This is a genomic window from Pseudomonas sp. SbOxS1, assembly GCF_013416725.1.
Taxonomy (GTDB): domain Bacteria; phylum Pseudomonadota; class Gammaproteobacteria; order Pseudomonadales; family Pseudomonadaceae; genus Aquipseudomonas.
In genome coordinates, this window is the sequence record NZ_JAAVXC010000002.1 from 492510 (window position 1) to 509940 (window position 17431).

The window sequence follows — 17431 nt, forward strand, 5'->3', positions numbered from 1 at the left end:
TGAAACCTGACTGCTAAACCTTGGCCTGAGCCAACGTCTCGTTCTGATCCAGCGCCCGCTCCACCAACAAATGCACACCATCTGCCATCCGGCTGAGCGCCAAGGCTACCGAGCGGCGTGAGCCTTCCACATCGTCCGCCAGATCGGCCGCAATGGCGCTGATGGACAACAGGTCTTCAGAGGCGTTGGCCAGAAGCGCTTCGGTGCCGACATCGGGAGAGACGGTGAAGAGCTGGAATTTTCGACGCTTGGCCGGTTTTTCTTGAGGGGGCGGGAAGTAATGAGAGAGGGCGCGGTCGGCTGCTTCTTTGAGTTTCTCGTCTTCGAAGGAAGCTTGGGAATCGGGATCGGTTTCTCGGGGATTGGGAGTTACTTTGAACATACTGAATCTCCGCTTAATGAGTTTCAGCTGCTCCATTCGGTTACCAGGCGAAGGGGTGGCAGCTGTACGCGGGCTGGAACCCGGGCAAACGGACAAATCCCGGCAGACGCAAAGGTCTCCCGCGCACAGCCGCCATAACGGAGTGCACCCAATAAAGGTGCGCAAGCATACGTTATGAAAGGCGTTTTTGCCTCGTTATCACCTCGGGATTCCAGGCCCGGTCGCTGAATTTGCAGCGACACCCAAACGATAAAGACCAGCACAAAAGCGCACCAGTCAGCGGGTTCCGGCATTGCTGTAGGCAGCGGTGTCAGGAGTTGTAGCCTTCCACCGTTTCTGCGGACAAATGTTTAAACACAAAATCCGATCGGCTGGCGAAGATGTCCGAAGGTTGAAGATTCCCAAAAAGGGACCTATCGTTCCCTTTTTGGGACTCTTTGGTTGTCACTGTGCAAAACCTCTCCCTCAGCGAAGCCTTGTTCACGACCACTCAGCAAAAAGTGCTGGGCCTGGTGTTCGGCAAACCCGACCGAAGCTTTTACGCCAACGAGATCGCGCGCTGGGCTCAAGTGGGCAAAGGCAGCCTCATGCGCGAACTGGATCGCTTGCAACGGGCGGGGGTACTGACGATGTCCCGACAGGGCAACCAGACTCACTATCAAGCCAATCCCGATTGTCCGATCTATACAGAGCTTATGGGTATCACCCGCAAAACTTTCGGTATCGCACAGCCTTTGCGCGACGCCTTGCAGCCCTTCGCCGATCAGCTCGATTGGGCGTTTGTCTATGGGTCGATCGCCAAGGATCAAGCCAACGCATCCAGTGACATTGATCTCATGCTGATTGGTAAAGGGCTGCACTACAGTGAAGTGATGGAACGGCTCTTGCCCCTGGAAGAGCAACTGGGCCGCACCATTAACCCGACGCTCTACACCCCCGAAGACTGGGCCGCAAAAATAAAGGCTGAAAACAGCTTCGTCGTGCGGGTAGCGCAACAGGTCAAGATCAATCTGATGGGTGAGAGCCCTTTGGAGTCCAAGGATGGGCAGCAACGAGAGCCTGGAGAATCTGGTACGTAGCGGTGGGTTGAAGGTCGAGCCGTCGGAACGCAAGGAGTGCGAAGGCTTGATGCGTTCGGCCATCGCTCGACTGAAAGATGCGCAAACCCTTTCACTTTCCTTCGCAAGTCGATTCGATCTGGCTTACAACGCGGCTCACGCTATCGCACTGGCCGCCCTGCGGTTGAGTGGATACCGCTCCGACAAGCGCTACCTGGTTTTCCAGTGTCTGGTTCATACCGCCGATGCGAACAAGCTTCAGGTCCGACTTTTCGCCTTGTGCCATGAACGGCGAAATCTGGCGGAATACGAAGGCTATATGGATGAAGATGAGGCATTGCTGGCGCAGTTGCTGGAAAGTACTTCGCAGCTTTTGATTCGAGTGCAGGAGCAGATGGGCGAGTTGTGATGATTCATGGGTCAACGCTTTGGAATCGTGTCTAACGTCCTTCGCGGGCAGGCTTACTCCCGCAGGTTTTGTGAGTGCCGCCGAATCACTGTAGGAGCGAGCTTGATCGCGAAGGCGGCCTTCAATCCACCGCAAACCTCTGCTGAACCTTGGCCTGGGGCGAGCACCTGCCTATCAGTTTTACTAGTAGACACCTTCAGCAAAGGAGCCGAAGCTCAATGCCATCAGCAAGGAGCAGCACGAGCCCTGCCAATGCCTTCCCAAAACAAAGAAGTACTCTGCACTTATCACTATGATGCGCTGGATTGTCTGATTGGCCTGAATGCGCCTACACAGGACACTCTTCAGCGCTTTTACTGCAAAAGCCGACTGGCCACGGAGATCCAGGGCTTGGTGCGCTGTTCAATCGTGCAGCAGGGTGATCTGTTATTGGCGCAACAGAAACGTTTGGGCGACACACTGGTAACGGCTTTGTTGGCCACTGATCAGCAGCGTTCAGTGATGCACACAGTTGGTGGGAGCTCGTTTCCGATTGCTTACTTACCCTATGGCCATCGTCGCCCAGAAAGTGGTTTGACCAGTTTGCTGGGTTTTAATGGTGAGCGGTCGGATGCAATTACCGGGCATTATTTGTTGGGTAATGGGTATCGGGCGTTTAATCCGGTTTTGATGAGGTTCAATAGTCCGGATAGTTTGAGTCCGTTTGGTAAAGGTGGGTTGAATTCATATGCCTATTGTTTGGGTGATCCGATTAATATGAGCGATCCAACGGGGAATGTTCCTAACCCTAAACTTTGGTTTCAATGGACTTCCGAGCGAGTGACTAGCCAGGCTAAACATGCGCGCGAAACTGGAGCGCTACTTTTTCCTGGAACGGACAACGCTTTAAGTTATGTGTCGGATGATTATTTATGGGTCCCACCACTTGAACAAATATCAACCGCATCGCGCCCCCCAGCGGACGTAAAAATTTTCCGTGAGATAAAGAATCTACAGAAGCAAAGCTATGAAAAGCTACCCAAGCGACAGCGTATGTCAGAGCATCCGTCTGTTGAGAGAGCGACCAAGAATTTCTATGATAAACGCCCGGTATTGAGCGAGCTATATTCGCTAGTGGCCAATGGGTCTAATAATTTTTCTGACTTTAATAAGCATATTTATAAAATCGAAAGTGTGCATGCGGAGTTGATGGATGGATTTAGTCGTAATATGAGGACGCCTTTTATGTTTAAAGTGAGGGCGCGAGAGGTTAGGGGTAACTACGATTTCGACTCCGATAGCTCCTAGATATTGGTAGGAGTAGGGATCTCGGGCTATGTCGAATTTTTGGGTAAATTAGATTCGTTACCCTAACCGTAACAATCCACCACTCTGCTTGATTGATACCCCCACCCAACCCTCCTACTGTGACCCCCACGACAGCGAACCCGTGGAGTGGTCATGACAACAACAATATCCCCCGACTCGCGATGGACGCGGCGGCGCAGCGAAAAGCAGCGGCGCCTTGCGCAGGTGCGAGACCTGGCTGACGGTGTGGTGTTGCCCACTGACAAGATCGTGGCGGCGCTGGAGGCGTTGATCCTGCCGGGCGATCGTGTGGTGCTGGAGGGCAACAACCAGAAGCAGGCGGATTTTCTTTCCCGCTCGCTGGCCAAGGCTGATCCCGGCAAGCTGCATGACCTGCACATGATCATGCCCAGCGTCGGTCGTTCCGAGCACCTGGACCTGTTCGAGCGCGGCATTGCGCGCAAGCTCGACTTCTCCTTTGCCGGCACCCAGAGCCTGCGCATCAGCCAGTTGCTCGAAGACGGCCTGCTGGAAATCGGCGCGATCCACACCTACATCGAGCTCTATGCACGACTGGTGGTCGACCTGATTCCCAACGTGGTGCTCAGCGCCGGCTTCATGGCCGACCGCGCCGGCAACATCTACACCGGACCCAGTACCGAAGACACGCCGGCGCTGATCGAACCGGCCGCCTTCAGCGATGGCATCGTCATCGTTCAGGTGAACCAGTTGGTCGACGACGTCACTGATTTGCCACGTGTCGACATCCCTGCCTCTTGGGTCGATTTCGTGGTGGTGGCCGACAAGCCGTTCTACATCGAACCGCTGTTCACCCGTGATCCCCGGCACATCAAGCCGGTGCATGTGCTGATGGCGATGATGGCGATTCGCGGGATCTATGAAAAACACAACGTGCAGTCGCTCAACCACGGCATTGGCTTCAACACGGCCGCCATCGAGCTGATCCTGCCGACCTACGGCGAATCCCTTGGCCTCAAGGGCAAGATCTGCCGCAACTGGACCCTCAATCCCCATCCGACCCTGATCCCGGCGATTGAAAGCGGCTGGGTCGAAAGCGTGCATTGCTTCGGCACCGAACTGGGTATGGAAAACTACATCGCCGCCCGGCCCGACGTGTTCTTCACCGGGCGAGACGGCTCCCTGCGCTCCAACCGGATGTTCAGCCAACTGGCCGGGCAATACGCGGTGGACCTGTTCATCGGCGCGACCCTGCAAGTCGATGGCGACGGCCATTCTTCCACCGTGACCCGCGGTCGCCTGGCCGGTTTCGGTGGCGCGCCGAACATGGGCCACGACCCCCGCGGTCGTCGCCACGGCACGCCGGCCTGGCTCGACATGCGCCACGCCGACGCGGCCGAGCCGATGCTCGAACGCGGCAAGAAACTGGTGGTGCAAATGGTCGAGACTTTCCAGGAAGGTGGCAAACCGACCTTCGTCGAGACCCTCGACGCGGTGGACGTGGCTAAGAAAAGCGGCATGCCACTGGCGCCGATCATGATCTACGGCGACGACGTCACCCACCTGCTGACCGAAGAAGGCATCGCCTATTTGTACAAGGCCCGTTCTCTGGAAGAACGCCAGGCAATGATCGCCGCCGTCGCTGGCGTGACCGCCATTGGCCTGCGCCACAACCCGAAAGACACCGCGCGCATGCGCCGCGAAGGCTTGATCGCCTTGCCCGAAGACCTCGGCATTCGCCGTACCGACGCCACTCGCGAATTGCTCGCCGCCAAAAGCGTGGCCGATCTGGTGGAGTGGTCCGGTGGCCTCTACAACCCGCCCGCCAAGTTCAGGAGCTGGTAATGCACGCACTCAACCTGCAACCGAAAACCCTGAGCCTGGCTGAACGCCTGGCGGACCTGGCGGTGGACGCGCTGATCGACGAGGCGGATCTGTCGCCGAAGCCGGCGCTGGTTGACCGTCGCGGCAATGGCGCCCATACCGATCTGCACCTGGGGCTGATGCACGCCTCGGCGCTGGCCCTGTGGCCGGCGTTCAAGGAAATGGCTGAAGCCGCTATCGAGATGGGTGAGGTCGGCTTGCCGCTGCGCGAGGCCATTGGCCTGATCGGTCGTGAGGGCGAGCAAGCGATGCTCGCCACCACCAACGGCGTCAACACCCATCGCGGGGCCATCTGGGCGCTGGGCCTGCTGGTCGCTGCTGTTGCGCTGGAGCCGCAAGCCACCGCCGCCGGCTCCATCGCCTTGCGCGCGGCACGCCTGGCCTTGCTCGACGACCGTTATGCACCGCGCCCACTGAGTCACGGCGCGCAAGTTGCTCAACGCTACGGCGCACGCGGTGCCCGTGAGGAAGCGCAACTCGGCTTCCCGGCGGTGACTCAACGCGCACTGCCGCAACTCAAGCGCAGCCGCGCTGCCGGGCATGGCGAACAGAACGCCCGGCTCGATGCGCTGCTGGCGATCATGACGAACCTGGCCGACACCTGCGTGCTGTACCGCGCCGGGGAAGAGGGCCTGCACACCATGCAACTCGGTGCCCAGGCGGTACTCGACGCAGGCGGCAGCGCCAGCCTCGCCGGTCGCCGCCGATTGCATGAGCTGGACCAACAATTAATCGCGTTGAATGCCTCGCCCGGCGGCGCTGCCGACCTGCTCGCAGCCTGCCTGTTCATCGATCGCATCGAGTCCGGCGACGGCATCATCCAGGGAGCTTTTTGATGGAAACCTTATCCTTTGAATTCCCCGCCGGGCAGCCGCCACGCGGCCGCACGCTGGTGGGTTGTGTCGGCTCGGGCGATCTGGAAGTGCTGATCGAGCCAGGTCAGCCCGGCAAGCTGAGCATCACCGTGCAGACTTCGGTCAATGGCAGCGAACAACGCTGGCAGCACCTGTTCGCACGGATGTTCGACGGTCAGGTCCCGCCGGCCATGGACATCGATATCCACGATTTCGGCGCCACCCCCGGCGTAGTTCGCCTACGCCTGGAACAGGGCTTCGAGGAGATCGGCCATGACTGACAGCGCAGCGCTTCTCAACAAACACAGCTTCGTTGAACTCGGTGCCCGGCAAAGGGCGAGAGCCTTGCTGGATGCCGGCACCTTCCGCGAATTGCTCGATCCGTTTCAACGCATCATGTCGCCGTGGCTGTCGCGCCAGGGCGTAGTGCCTCAGGCAGACGACGGTGTGGTAATCGCCAAAGGCAGCCTCGCCGGTTTACCGGTGGTGATCGCTGCCATTGAAGGTGCGTTCCAGGGCGGCAGTCTCGGTGAAGTCGGCGGGGCGAAAATTGCTGGCGCGCTGGAGCTGGCCGCCGAGGACAACCGCAAGGGCATCCCGACCCGCGCTGTACTGCTGCTGGAAACTGGCGGCGTGCGTTTGCAGGAAGCCAACCTCGGCTTGGCGGCAATTGCCGATATCCATGCGGCGATTGTCGATTTGCGGCAGTACCAACCGGTGGTGGGCGTCATCGCAGGCAGTGTCGGTTGCTTCGGCGGCATGTCGATTGCCGCCGGCTTGTGCAGCTACTTGCTGGTGACCCAGGAAGCTCGCCTGGGCCTGAACGGTCCGCAGGTGATCGAACAGGAGGCGGGGCTCGAGGAGTACGACTCGCGGGATCGCCCCTTCATCTGGAGCCTGACCGGCGGCGAGCAACGTTTTGCCACGGGGCTGGTAGATCGCTACGCCGATGATGACGTGGCGCAGATTCGCCAGCAGGTCGGCGAATTGCTCAAGCAAGGTTTACCCGCGCAGCATCGCAGTGCCCAGGCCGAGCTGTTTCTGCAACGACTGGCGCGTCTGGATGCCGAACCACAAATTGAACCGGCCACGGTTCGCGACCTGTATCAAGGAGAGCGCGCATGAGTTCGTATTCCCTGAGGGGCTTGAATTGGTTCAACGCCTTGAGCCGCGATGCCAGGTCGGTCGACGGTTTGCCGGCCTCGCTGAAAGTGGCTGATGGATGCTTGGGTGAACAACCCGCGCGGTTTATCGCCGTGGTGGCCGACCCCGACAATCGTTTCGTCCGCGCCCGCAAGGGTGAGGTCGGGTTGCTTGAAGGCTGGGGCCTGGCCAAGGCGGTGGACGACGTCATCAGCGCCGATCAGAACAAGCCGCAAAAACGCGCCCTGATCGCCATCGTCGATGTACCTAGCCAGGCCTACGGTCGCCGCGAAGAAGCGCTCGGCATCCATCAGGCGCTGGCAGGTGCCGCCGACAGTTATGCCCGCGCCCGCCTGGCAGGTCATGCCGTTATCGGTCTGCTGGTGGGCAAGGCCATGTCCGGGGCCTTTCTTGCTCATGGCTATCAGGCCAACCGGCTGATCGCCCTGCGTGATCCGGGCGTGATGGTGCACGCCATGGGCAAGGCTTCGGCGGCGCGGGTGACCTTGCGCAGTGTCGAGGAGCTGGAAACCCTGGCCGCCAGCGTGCCGCCGATGGCCTATGACATCGACAGCTATGCCAGCCTCGGCCTGCTCTGGGAAACCTTGTCGGTACAACAGATCGAACAGCCAACCACGGAAGACCTGGCGCGGGTAACCGAGTGCCTGGCCCAGGCGATTGCTGATGTCGCGCACACGGGCACGGATCTGAGTGCTCGCCTCGGGGCGGCCAATCGGGCGGCCTCGAGCAAGGTCCGCCAGTTGCTGAGAGAGCAGTGGTGAGCCGGTTTCTGGCGCACGACCTGCTCTGGGGCATGACCCCTCGGCAGTTGCCCGTGGATGCGCCTGCCTGGGCGGTCAAGTCGATCGGCGCGGGGCAACCGGTGGTGGTGCGTCGTGCGGAATCGGCGGCAGGGCAGGTGGCGGTTGGCGTGCGTGGGCGTTTGCGTGAGCAGCGCTATGGGATGTCGATGGCGATTGCGGCGGTAACCCGTCGTGTCAGCCCGGAAGCGCTTTGTCACGTCGATATTCACCGTGACCTGCCGGCACTTGAAGCCCTGGCTCAATTGCGTCCCGCACTCGATGCCTGCGCTTGGGTCTGGGGTGTCAGCGGCAGTGCCGGTTTCGAGTTGGCCAGCGGCTTTGCCGCCCTGCATGAGGCCAGTGATCTGGATCTGATCCTGCGCACGCCGCAACCGCTGGCGCGTGATCAGGCCCGGGAGCTGGTGGCGTTGCTCGATGCGGCGCCGTGTGTGGTGGACATGCAATTGCAGACCCCGTTTGGCGCTGTCGCCTTGCGTGAATGGGCGGGGTCTTCCCCTCGGGTGCTGCTGAAGAAGGCAACGGGAGCCTGTTTGGTCGTCGACCCATGGAACCCGCAGGAGCAGGCAGCGTGAGCAGCTTGCTGGTGTTTCCGGGCCAGGGTGCGCAGCGGCCGGGCATGCTCCAGGGTTTGCCTCGGGAAACGCTGATCGAAGCCAGCGACCTGTTGGGTGAAGACGTTCGGTTGCTGGATTCTGCCCAGGCGTTGCAATCGACAAGGGCGGTGCAGCTCTGCCTGCTGATCGCCGGTGTGGCGGCTGCACGGCAGTTGTCATTGCCGGCGGATTACGTCGCAGGGCTTTCCATCGGTGCCTACTCGGCAGCGGTAGTAGCGGGTGCCTTGGGTTTCAGCGATGCGCTGCATCTGGTCAGCCTGCGCGGTGAGTTGATGCAGCAAGCGTATCCACAGGGCTACGGGATGACCGCGATCATCGGCCTGGAGCTGGCTGTGGTGGAGGGCTTGCTGGCCCAGGTTCACAGTGTCGATACGCCGGTTTACCTGGCCAACATCAACGCCGATAACCAGGTGGTGGTTGCCGGCAGTGACGCTGGGATGAAAGCACTGGCCGAGCTGGCAAGGGCGCGTGGGGCAGGGATGGCCAAGCGTCTGGCCGTGAGTGTGCCGTCGCACTGCCCACTGCTGGACGTACCGGCGCAAACCCTGGCCGAAGCGTTCGCCAAGGTGACACTGCAAACGCCAAAGATTGGTTACCTGAGCGGCAGCCGCGCGCGCCCGGTGATCAAGGTTGACGCCTTGCGCGACGACCTGGCCTACAACATGTGCCGCGTGGTGGATTGGCGCGGCACGGTACAAAGCGCCTACGAGCGTGGCGTACGTCTACAGATCGAACTGCCGCCCGGTGCGGTGCTGACCGGGCTGGCGCGCCGGGTGTTCGAACAGGGCACCGTGATTGCTTTCGACGGTGCCCGGCTCGATACCCTGCAGGCGCTGTTGCGTGAGGAGGGAAGTCGCCACTCCTAGAGCAACCCTGAGGCTTCGAACAACAAGAACAACATTCGACGATGCACTTTGAGGACGACAACAATGATTATTTACGGTGTGGCGCTGCTCGCGATCTGTACGCTGGCAGGGGTGATCATGGGAGACATGCTCGGTGTCTTGCTGGGCGTCAAATCCAACGTCGGCGGGGTCGGGATCGCAATGATCCTGTTGATCTGCGCGCGGCTTTGGATGCAAAAACGCGGTGGCATGACCAAGGATTGCGAGATGGGCGTGGGCTTCTGGGGTGCCATGTACATTCCGGTGGTCGTGGCGATGGCCGCGCAACAGAACGTGGTGACCGCATTGCACGGCGGTCCGGTGGCGGTGCTGGCGGCGATCGGTTCGGTGGTGGTCTGCGGCTGCACCATTGCCTTGATCAGCCGGACCCACAAAGGCGAACCCTTGCCCGATGAACCGGCGGAAATCTCCCCCGTCGGCACACCTGTAGGAGGTCGCTGATATGTGGGATCTCATCGAGAAAGGCCTGGAACACAACGGCCTGGTCACTGCATTCGCCTTCGTTGGCGTGATCATGTGGGTGTCAGTCATCCTCTCCAAGCGCCTGACCTTCGGGCGCATCCATGGCTCGGCGATTGCCATCGTCATCGGCCTGGTGCTGGCCTGGGTCGGCGGCACCATGACCGGCGGGCAAAAAGGCCTGGCGGACCTGACGCTGTTCTCCGGCATCGGCCTGATGGGCGGCGCCATGCTGCGGGACTTCGCCATCGTCGCCACGGCATTCGAAGTGCAGGCCACCGAAGCGCGCAAGGCCGGCTTGATCGGCGTGATCGCGCTGCTGCTGGGTACGGTGCTGCCGTTCATTGTCGGTGCGTGCATGGCCTGGGTGTTCGGTTATCGCGATGCGGTGAGCATGACCACGATTGGCGCGGGTGCGGTGACCTACATCGTCGGGCCGGTGACCGGTGCGGCGATTGGCGCGACCTCGGACGTGATGGCGCTGTCGATTGCCACTGGGTTGATCAAGGCAATCCTGGTGATGGTCGGCACCCCGATGGCGGCGCGCTGGATGGGCTTGGATAACCCGCGTTCGGCGATGGTGTTTGGCGGGTTGGCCGGCACGGTGAGCGGGGTGACGGCGGGGCTGGCGGCGACGGATCGGCGGTTGGTGCCTTATGGGGCGCTGACGGCGACTTTCCATACCGGGCTTGGCTGCCTGCTCGGGCCTTCGTTGCTGTACTTCATTGTTCGCGGGATTGTCGGCTAACTGATCGTTCCCACGCTCTGCGTGGGAATGCAGCCCGGGACGCTCCGTGGAACGCAGAGCGTCCCTTGAGGCATTCCCACGCAGAGCGTGGGAACGATCAGTGGGTGGTGTGGCGATTGGCGTACATCCGACACTCCGCCAACAACGCCAACAGATTCGGATCGCGCTCCTTGGCCTTCAAAAACACCACGCCAATGTGCTGCTGCATCCGATACTTCTCCTGCAACGGAATCAGCTTCACCCGATTCTCGTACACCGCCGCAATCCTGCCCGGCAGCAACGCATAACCCACGCCTGAGCTGACCATGCTCAGCAGGGTGAAGATGTCGTTGACCTGCATCGCCACCTTGGGCTCGAACCCCGCCTGGCTGAACACCCGATTGCTGTCCTGATGCGTGGCAAAGCCCTGGGTCAGGGTGATGAAGGTCTCTTCGCGGACTTCGGCGAGGTCGACTTCGCTTCTTTGCGCAAACTTCGAATCGGCCGGCGTCGCCAGGAAGATGTCGTCGGAAAACAGCTCGATATGCGCAAGGTCCGGGTCGTTGATGCTGTCGTCCAGAGACACCAGGATCGCATCGACCTCCATGTTCTTGAGCTTGTACAGCAGGTCGAAATTGGAGCCGAGGATCAGGTCGATATTGAGCTCGGTGCGGCGGATCTTCAGGCCCATGATCAACTGCGGCACGGTCTTCACCGTCAGCGAATACAGCGAGCCCAATTTGAAGCGCTCGGCAGAAAAACCGGCGGCTTCGCGGGTCAGGCGCACGGTTTCCACGACATCCTGAATCAGTTTCTGCGCCCGTTCTTCCAGCACGTAGGCGCTTTCCAGCGGCGTGAGGTTGCGCCCCTCGTGCTTGAACAACGGGCAGCGCAGTGCGCTTTCCAGGGAGTGGATCGCCCGATGTACGCTAACGTTACTGGTCTGCAATTCGGCCGCAGCGCGGGCCAGGTTGCCGGTGCGCATGAAGGCCAGGAACACCTCGAGTTTTTTCAGGGTCAACTCTTCATCGATCAACATGGGGTGGACTCTTTTTGGAATAACCCGATTGTGCACGTATGTGGGTGTCTGTAGGAGCGCACCCTATTGAGCTTTATCGATTTTCGAGGTGGGTAAGCGATGTATCACGGGGAAAGATTGAACGCTTGGACGCATCTGGTCGGGGCGGTGGCGGCGTTTGTCGGCGGTGTGTGGCTGATCGTGCTCGCCAGCCTCGACGGCAGTCCGTGGAAGATTGTCAGCATGGCGATCTATGCCTTTACCTTGCTGGTGCTGTACAGCGCATCGACCGTGTACCACAGCGTGCGCGGACGCAAGAAAGCGATCATGCAGAAGGTTGATCACTTTTCTATCTACCTGTTGATCGCCGGCAGCTACACGCCGTTCTGTCTGGTGACTTTGCGCGGGCCTTGGGGTTGGACCTTGTTCGGGATTGTCTGGGGATTGGCGCTGATCGGCATACTGCAGGAGATCAAGCCGAGGTCGGAAGCGCGGATCCTGTCGATCGTGATCTACGCGGTGATGGGCTGGATTGTGTTGGTGGCGGTCAAGCCGTTACTGGCGGCGCTCGGCAGCGCCGGGTTTGCGTGGCTGGCGTCAGGCGGGATTTTGTACACCGTGGGGATTATCTTTTTTGCCCTGGATCATCGCCTGCGCCATGCCCACGGGGTCTGGCACTTGTTCGTGATCGCCGGGAGTTTGCTGCACTTTGTCGCGATTTTCTTCTATGTCCTGTAGGAGCGAGGCTTGCCCGCGAAGACCACGCCGCGGTGATTCTGATGCACCGCGGTGAGCCCTTCGCGGGCAAGCCACGCTCCTACAGGTAATAACTCCCTAGAAATCGCCCCAAAGCTGTTGGGCCACCGCCAACGCCACCACCGGCGCGGTTTCGGTGCGCAATACTCGCGGGCCGAGGCGGGCGGCATGAAAGCCGTTGGCCTTGGCCTGTTCGACTTCGGCGTCGGACAACCCACCCTCCGGGCCAATCAGGAACGCCAGCGTCCCAGGCTTGGCATGGCTGACCAACGGCTCAGCCACCGGATGCAACACCAGCTTCAGTTCAGCCTCGGTCTGCTTCAACCAATCGGCCAAAAGCACCGGTGGATGGATCACCGGCACCCGTGAGCGTCCGCATTGCTCGCAGGCGCTGATCGCCACCTGGCGCCAGTGCAGCAGGCGTTTGTCGGCGCGCTCGTCCTTTAGCCGCACTTCGCAACGTTCACTGAAGATTGGCGTGATTTGCGTGACGCCCAATTCAGTCGCTTTCTGGATCGCCCAGTCCATGCGCTCGCCACGGGACAAGCCTTGGCCAAGGTGGATCTGCAATGGCGATTCCACCTGGCCGGCGAACTGTTCATTGATCTGTACCACCACGCGTTTTTTCCCGACTTCCACCAGCGTGCCGCGAAATTCATGGCCGGAACCGTCGAACAGTTGCAACGCATCGCCCTCGGCCATGCGCAGCACGCGACCGATGTAATGGGCCTGGGCTTCGGGCAACTCGTGCTCGCCGGTGCTCAGGGGGGCGTCGATAAAGAAGCGGGACAGTCTCATGCTGGGTCTCTGACAATGGGTGTGAAGCATCTGAAGGTCGTGCCGACCTTATCGCTGGCAAGCCAGCTCCTACAACGACCGCGATCAACTGTAGGAGCTGGCTTGCCAGCGAAAGCGGCAGACCAGGCACCACAGAAGCTCGGGTGAAATCAATCAGCCCGGATCGCGGAAACCGGGATGGAAGTCCTTGGGCACCGCCACGCTGACGCTTTCGCGGGTGGCAATGTCGATGCCTTCACTGGCAACTTCGGCGAGGAAGTCGATCTGCTCCGGGGTGATCACGTACGGCGGCAGGAAATACACCACGCTGCCCAGCGGCCGAAGCAGGGCACCACGTTCCAGTGCATGCTGGAACACCTTCAGGCCACGGCGTTCCTGCCATGGATAGGCTTCTTTGCTCGCCTTGTCCTTGACCATCTCGATGGCCAGCACCATGCCGGTCTGGCGCACTTCGCTGACGTTCGGGTGGTCGACCAGGTGCGCAGTGGAGGAGGCCATGCGCTGTGCCAGGGCCTTGTTGTTCTCGATGACCTTGTCTTCTTCGAAGATATCCAGCGTCGCCAGGGCCGCCGCGCACGCCAGCGGGTTGCCCGTGTAGCTGTGGGAATGCAGGAAGGCGCGCAGGGTCGGGTAATCGTCGTAGAAGGCGCTGTAGACCTCATCGGTGGTCAGGCACGCCGCCAGCGGCAGGTAGCCGCCGGTCAGGGCCTTGGACAGGCAGAGGAAGTCCGGGCGGATGCCGGCCTGTTCACAGGCGAACATCGTCCCGGTGCGGCCGAAGCCAACGGCGATTTCGTCGTGGATCAAATGCACACCATAGCGGTCGCAGGCTTCACGCAGCAGCTTGAGGTACACCGGGTGGTACATGCGCATGCCGCCGGCGCCCTGGATCAGCGGTTCGACGATCACTGCCGCAACGGTGTCATGGTTCTCGGCCAGGGTCTGTTCCATGGCGGCGAACATGTTGCGCGAGTGTTCTTCCCAGCTCATGCCCTCAGGGCGCAGGTAGCAATCGGGGCTCGGCACCTTGATGGTGTCGAGCAGCAGCGCCTTGTAGGTTTCGGTGAACAGCGGCACGTCGCCCACCGACATCGCCGCCATGGTTTCGCCGTGGTAGCTGTTGGTCAGGGTGACGAAGCGCTTCTTGTTCGGCAGGCCGCGGTTGAGCCAGTAGTGAAAGCTCATTTTCAGCGCGACTTCGATGCAGGACGAACCGTTATCGGCGTAGAAGCACCGGGTCAGGCCTTCGGGCGTCATCTTCACCAGGCGCTCGGACAGCTCGATCACCGGCTGATGGCTGAAACCGGCGAGGATCACGTGTTCCAGTTGATCGACCTGATCCTTGATGCGCTGATTGATGCGCGGGTTGGCATGGCCGAACACGTTCACCCACCAGGAGCTCACCGCGTCGAGGTAGCGCTTGCCTTCGAAATCTTCCAGCCACACGCCTTCACCGCGCTTGATCGGGATCAGCGGCAGTTGTTCGTGATCTTTCATCTGGGTGCAGGGATGCCACAACACCGCGAGATCGCGTTGCATCCACTGATTATTCAGGCCCATGTTCAGTCTCCTCGAGGCGGTCCGTGACACGCGCGGACATACAATCGCGCAAGCCTATGCAATGCGTGCCTCGGGAACAACCCATTGTGTCGATTGAGCTACTTTGTATAGGGCGGTAGACGTTGCTGGCGGGCGTCTGACGGCTGACGTATCCTTCGCGGTTCTTGAGCCGCCTGGCTCGTAAAACCGCTATTTTTTCCTGAATTTCCGGAGTTCGCTGAATGTCTGTCGGTTGGCTGCGCGCCTGTGCGCTGGTGATGTTGGGGCTGTTCAGCGTGTCTGCGCTGGCCAAGGATAAAACCGCGATCGTGATCGGCGGCGGGGTCTCGGGCCTCACGGCGGCTTATGAGCTGCAGAACAAAGGCTGGCAGGTCACGCTGCTGGAAGCCAAGCCGAGCCTGGGTGGCCGCTCCGGCATGGCCACCAGCGAGTGGATCGGCAACGACAAGACCCAACCGGTCCTGAACAAGTACGTCTCGACGTTCAAGCTGAGCACCACGCCAGCGCCGGAATTCGTGCGTACACCCAGCTACCTGATCGACGGCGTGTATTACACCGCTGCCGATCTGGCCACCAAGGATCCGACCACTGCCGAAGCGCTCAAACGCTACGAAAAGACGGTGGATGACCTGGCGCGCTCGATCGAAGACCCGCTGAACCCGGCAGCCAACAACACGCTGCACGCCCTGGACCAGATCAACGTGTCCAACTGGCTTGATCGCCTGAGCCTGCCGCCGACTGCCCGTCAGTTGGTGAACCAGCAGATTCGTACCCGTTATGACGAACCTTCGCGTATCTCGCTGCTGTACTTCGCCCAGCAGAGCCGCGTTTACCGTGGCGTGTCCGACCGTGACCTGCGCGCTTCGCGCCTGGTCGGTGGCAGCCCGGTGTTGGCCCAAGCCTTCGTCAAACAACTGAAAACCATCAAGACCAGCTCCCCGGTCTCGTCCATTACCCAGGACAAGGATGGCGTCACCGTCAAGGTCGGCAGCGTAGGTTATCAGGCTGACTACGTCGTACTGGCCGTGCCCCTGCGCGCCCTGAACAAGATCCAGATGACCCCGGCACTGGATGCCCAGCACCTGGCTGCGATCAAGGGCACCAACTACGGCTGGCGTGACCAGATCATGCTGAAGTTCAAGACGCCGGTGTGGGAGCCCAAGGCGCGCATGTCCGGCGAGATTTTCAGCAACACCGGCCTCGGCATGTTGTGGATCGAGCCGGCCCTGAAGGGCGGCGCCAACGTGGTGATCAACCTGTCCGGCGATAACGCACGCGTAATGCAGGCGTTCGGCGACAAGCAGATGGTCGATCAGGTGTTGATCCGCCTGCACGCGTTTTATCCACAGGCACGTGGTTCGTTTACCGGTTATGAAATCCGTCGCTACAGCACCGACCCTTCGATGGGCGGCGCTTACCTGGCGTTCGGCCCAGGCCAGATCAGCAAGTTCTGGCGCCTGTGGGAGCGTCCGACTCAACGCGTAGCCTTTGCCGGCGAACACACCGACGCACTCTACCCGGGCACCCTGGAAGGCGCGTTGCGCTCCGGTCAGCGCGCGGCCGGTCAGGTTGAAGACCTGGCGGCGGGCAAGTCGTTTGACCCGGCGAAGGCCGCTCCAGTAGCCGCCGCAGCTGCAGCCGGCGCGGTGGCGGCGAAGAAGGGCAACTTCTTCACCAACCTGTTCGGCGGCTCGGATGACGAGAAGAAGCCAGAGCCGGTCAAGGCACCTGAGCCGGTCGCTCCAGCGCCTGCACCAGCCCCAACGCCGGCACCGGCGCCTGCACCGGTCGAGGCTGCGAAGCCTGCTGCACCCGTGAAGGCTGAGCCGGCCAAGAAGGCGCCAGCCAAAGCCCCGGCGAAGAAACCGGCAGCCAAGGCCGAGGCAAAAAAAGCCCCGGCGAAAAAGGCTGAACCGGCGAAGAAGCCAGCGGCGGCCACTGTTACCAAGGCCCAGTAACGTTCAGGTGTAAAAAAGCGCGGCCCCAGGGTCGCGCTTTTTTATGCCCGAAAAAAACCGAGAGCGAAATCGAATAAATCTTTTGATACAGGTGTTCTCTGCTTTGTATTCACTTTTTCTCACAATTTCGACTTTAATCTTTCCTTAACCCTCGTAATTTAGGCTTTTGATCGCATTTCTCGATATTTCAAAGCGAAATTTTCCGCTTTAATTCGATAGATAAATCGATAGTCTTGGGCCAGCACACACAGGATCTAGGCAATGCAGCTACGAAATTCTACTTCCCGTTACGGCTGGGTCAGCATTTTCATGCACTGGGGTGTGGCGCTGGCGGTCTTCGGCCTGTTCGCGTTGGGGTTGTGGATGGTCGGGCTCGACTACTACAGCACCTGGCGCAAAGACGCGCCGGACCTGCACAAGAGCATCGGCCTGGTGTTGCTGGGTGTGATGGTGCTGCGGGTGTTGTGGCGTTTCATCAGCCCGCCGCCACCGACCCTGTCCAGCTATAGCCGCATGACGCGCCTGGGCGCCAAGTTCGGCCATGGCTTTCTGTATCTCAGTCTGTTCGCTGTGATGATTGCCGGTTACCTGATTTCCACCGCAGAAGGTGTCGGTATCCCGGTGTTCGGCTTGTTTGAAGTGCCTGCACTGGTGTCCGGACTACCGGACCAGGCAGATACCGCCGGTGTGATTCACCTCTGGCTGGCGTGGGTGCTGGTAATTTTTTCCGGCCTCCATGCGTTGGCAGCATTGAAGCACCACTTTATCGACCGTGATGTGACCCTCAAGCGAATGCTGGGTCGCAAAGCCTGAAGT

19 protein-coding genes are annotated in these 17431 nt (G+C 60.5%); 15 read left to right on the plus strand and 4 right to left on the minus strand.

Translation table 11 applies throughout. The features are described from left to right. Positions 1-13 precede the first annotated feature (13 nt). Positions 14-382 (minus strand): DUF6124 family protein, encoded by a 369-nt coding sequence (locus HFK74_RS03205; protein WP_180202311.1) that lies wholly within the window; start codon positions 380-382, stop codon positions 14-16. Positions 383-831: 449 nt separating this feature from the next. Here HFK74_RS03205 and HFK74_RS03210 point away from each other — a divergent pair, with 449 nt between their 5' ends. The 12 genes from HFK74_RS03210 (at position 832) to madM (ending at position 10546) form a co-directional block, all read left to right on the plus strand. Beyond that, entirely contained in the window at positions 832-1461 is a 630-nt protein-coding gene (locus tag HFK74_RS03210) for a transcriptional regulator (RefSeq protein ID WP_180202312.1), read from the plus strand. Further along, positions 1424-1849: a hypothetical protein gene (locus HFK74_RS03215; protein ID WP_180202313.1), complete on the plus strand. Its 426-nt coding sequence runs from the start codon at positions 1424-1426 to the stop codon at positions 1847-1849. Before HFK74_RS03210 ends, HFK74_RS03215 begins: the two co-directional genes overlap by 38 nt. Before the next feature lie 252 nt (positions 1850-2101). Beyond that, the gene (locus HFK74_RS03220) at positions 2102-3136 is read left to right on the plus strand and encodes an RHS repeat-associated core domain-containing protein (RefSeq protein WP_180202479.1); all 1035 of its coding nucleotides are present in this window, start codon (positions 2102-2104) and stop codon (positions 3134-3136) included. 153 nt (positions 3137-3289) lie between these two features. Then, positions 3290-4960: a malonate decarboxylase subunit alpha gene (gene mdcA / locus HFK74_RS03225; RefSeq protein WP_180202314.1), complete on the plus strand. Its 1671-nt coding sequence runs from the start codon at positions 3290-3292 to the stop codon at positions 4958-4960. Continuing rightward, a complete protein-coding gene (locus tag HFK74_RS03230) occupies positions 4960-5835 on the plus strand; it encodes a triphosphoribosyl-dephospho-CoA synthase (RefSeq protein WP_180202315.1) in 876 nt (291 codons plus the stop codon). Before mdcA ends, HFK74_RS03230 begins: the two co-directional genes overlap by 1 nt. Next, positions 5835-6134 (plus strand): malonate decarboxylase subunit delta, encoded by a 300-nt coding sequence (locus tag HFK74_RS03235; RefSeq protein ID WP_020797395.1) that lies wholly within the window; start codon positions 5835-5837, stop codon positions 6132-6134. Before HFK74_RS03230 ends, HFK74_RS03235 begins: the two co-directional genes overlap by 1 nt. Continuing rightward, positions 6127-6978: a biotin-independent malonate decarboxylase subunit beta gene (locus tag HFK74_RS03240; RefSeq protein ID WP_180202316.1), complete on the plus strand. Its 852-nt coding sequence runs from the start codon at positions 6127-6129 to the stop codon at positions 6976-6978. Before HFK74_RS03235 ends, HFK74_RS03240 begins: the two co-directional genes overlap by 8 nt. Beyond that, positions 6975-7778, plus strand: coding sequence for a biotin-independent malonate decarboxylase subunit gamma (mdcE, locus tag HFK74_RS03245; RefSeq protein ID WP_180202317.1), 804 nt, complete (start codon positions 6975-6977; stop codon positions 7776-7778). Before HFK74_RS03240 ends, mdcE begins: the two co-directional genes overlap by 4 nt. After that, the gene (locus tag HFK74_RS03250) at positions 7772-8392 is read left to right on the plus strand and encodes a malonate decarboxylase holo-ACP synthase (RefSeq protein ID WP_180202318.1); all 621 of its coding nucleotides are present in this window, start codon (positions 7772-7774) and stop codon (positions 8390-8392) included. The genes mdcE and HFK74_RS03250 overlap by 7 nt, the downstream gene beginning before the upstream one ends. After that, complete coding sequence (gene mdcH, locus HFK74_RS03255; RefSeq protein ID WP_180202319.1) at positions 8389-9300, plus strand: malonate decarboxylase subunit epsilon; 912 nt, start codon at positions 8389-8391, stop codon at positions 9298-9300. The genes HFK74_RS03250 and mdcH overlap by 4 nt, the downstream gene beginning before the upstream one ends. Positions 9301-9363: 63 nt before the next feature. Further along, positions 9364-9780, plus strand: coding sequence for a malonate transporter subunit MadL (gene madL / locus HFK74_RS03260; RefSeq protein WP_008063455.1), 417 nt, complete (start codon positions 9364-9366; stop codon positions 9778-9780). A gap of 1 nt (position 9781) precedes the next feature. Then, on the plus strand, positions 9782-10546 hold the full coding sequence (gene madM, locus HFK74_RS03265; RefSeq protein ID WP_008063454.1) for a malonate transporter subunit MadM: 765 nt from the start codon (positions 9782-9784) through the stop codon (positions 10544-10546). 97 nt (positions 10547-10643) lie between these two features. Here the strand turns inward: madM and HFK74_RS03270 are convergent, their stop codons facing one another. After that, a complete protein-coding gene (locus tag HFK74_RS03270; protein WP_180202320.1) occupies positions 10644-11564 on the minus strand; it encodes a LysR substrate-binding domain-containing protein in 921 nt (306 codons plus the stop codon). 99 nt (positions 11565-11663) lie between these two features. Between HFK74_RS03270 and HFK74_RS03275 the strand changes: the two genes are divergently transcribed. Then, on the plus strand, positions 11664-12281 hold the full coding sequence (locus HFK74_RS03275; RefSeq protein WP_180202321.1) for a hemolysin III family protein: 618 nt from the start codon (positions 11664-11666) through the stop codon (positions 12279-12281). Between the two features lie 96 nt (positions 12282-12377). Here HFK74_RS03275 and HFK74_RS03280 read toward each other — a convergent pair whose 3' ends face one another. Both HFK74_RS03280 and HFK74_RS03285 read right to left on the minus strand, forming a co-directional pair. Then, positions 12378-13097, minus strand: coding sequence for a 16S rRNA (uracil(1498)-N(3))-methyltransferase (locus HFK74_RS03280; protein WP_008063449.1), 720 nt, complete (start codon positions 13095-13097; stop codon positions 12378-12380). Between the two features lie 153 nt (positions 13098-13250). After that, positions 13251-14657, minus strand: a complete 1407-nt coding sequence (locus tag HFK74_RS03285) for an adenosylmethionine--8-amino-7-oxononanoate transaminase (RefSeq protein ID WP_180202322.1) — start codon at positions 14655-14657, stop codon at positions 13251-13253. Positions 14658-14878: 221 nt separating this feature from the next. Between HFK74_RS03285 and HFK74_RS03290 the strand changes: the two genes are divergently transcribed. Together HFK74_RS03290 and HFK74_RS03295 are read left to right on the plus strand one after the other, a co-directional pair. Next, positions 14879-16615 carry a flavin monoamine oxidase family protein gene (locus HFK74_RS03290; RefSeq protein ID WP_180202323.1) on the plus strand — a complete coding sequence of 579 codons (1737 nt, stop codon included), beginning with the start codon at positions 14879-14881 and terminating at the stop codon, positions 16613-16615. A 261-nt stretch (positions 16616-16876) separates the two neighbouring features. Further along, a complete protein-coding gene (locus tag HFK74_RS03295) occupies positions 16877-17428 on the plus strand; it encodes a cytochrome b (RefSeq protein WP_180202324.1) in 552 nt (183 codons plus the stop codon). Positions 17429-17431: the final 3 nt, after the last annotated feature.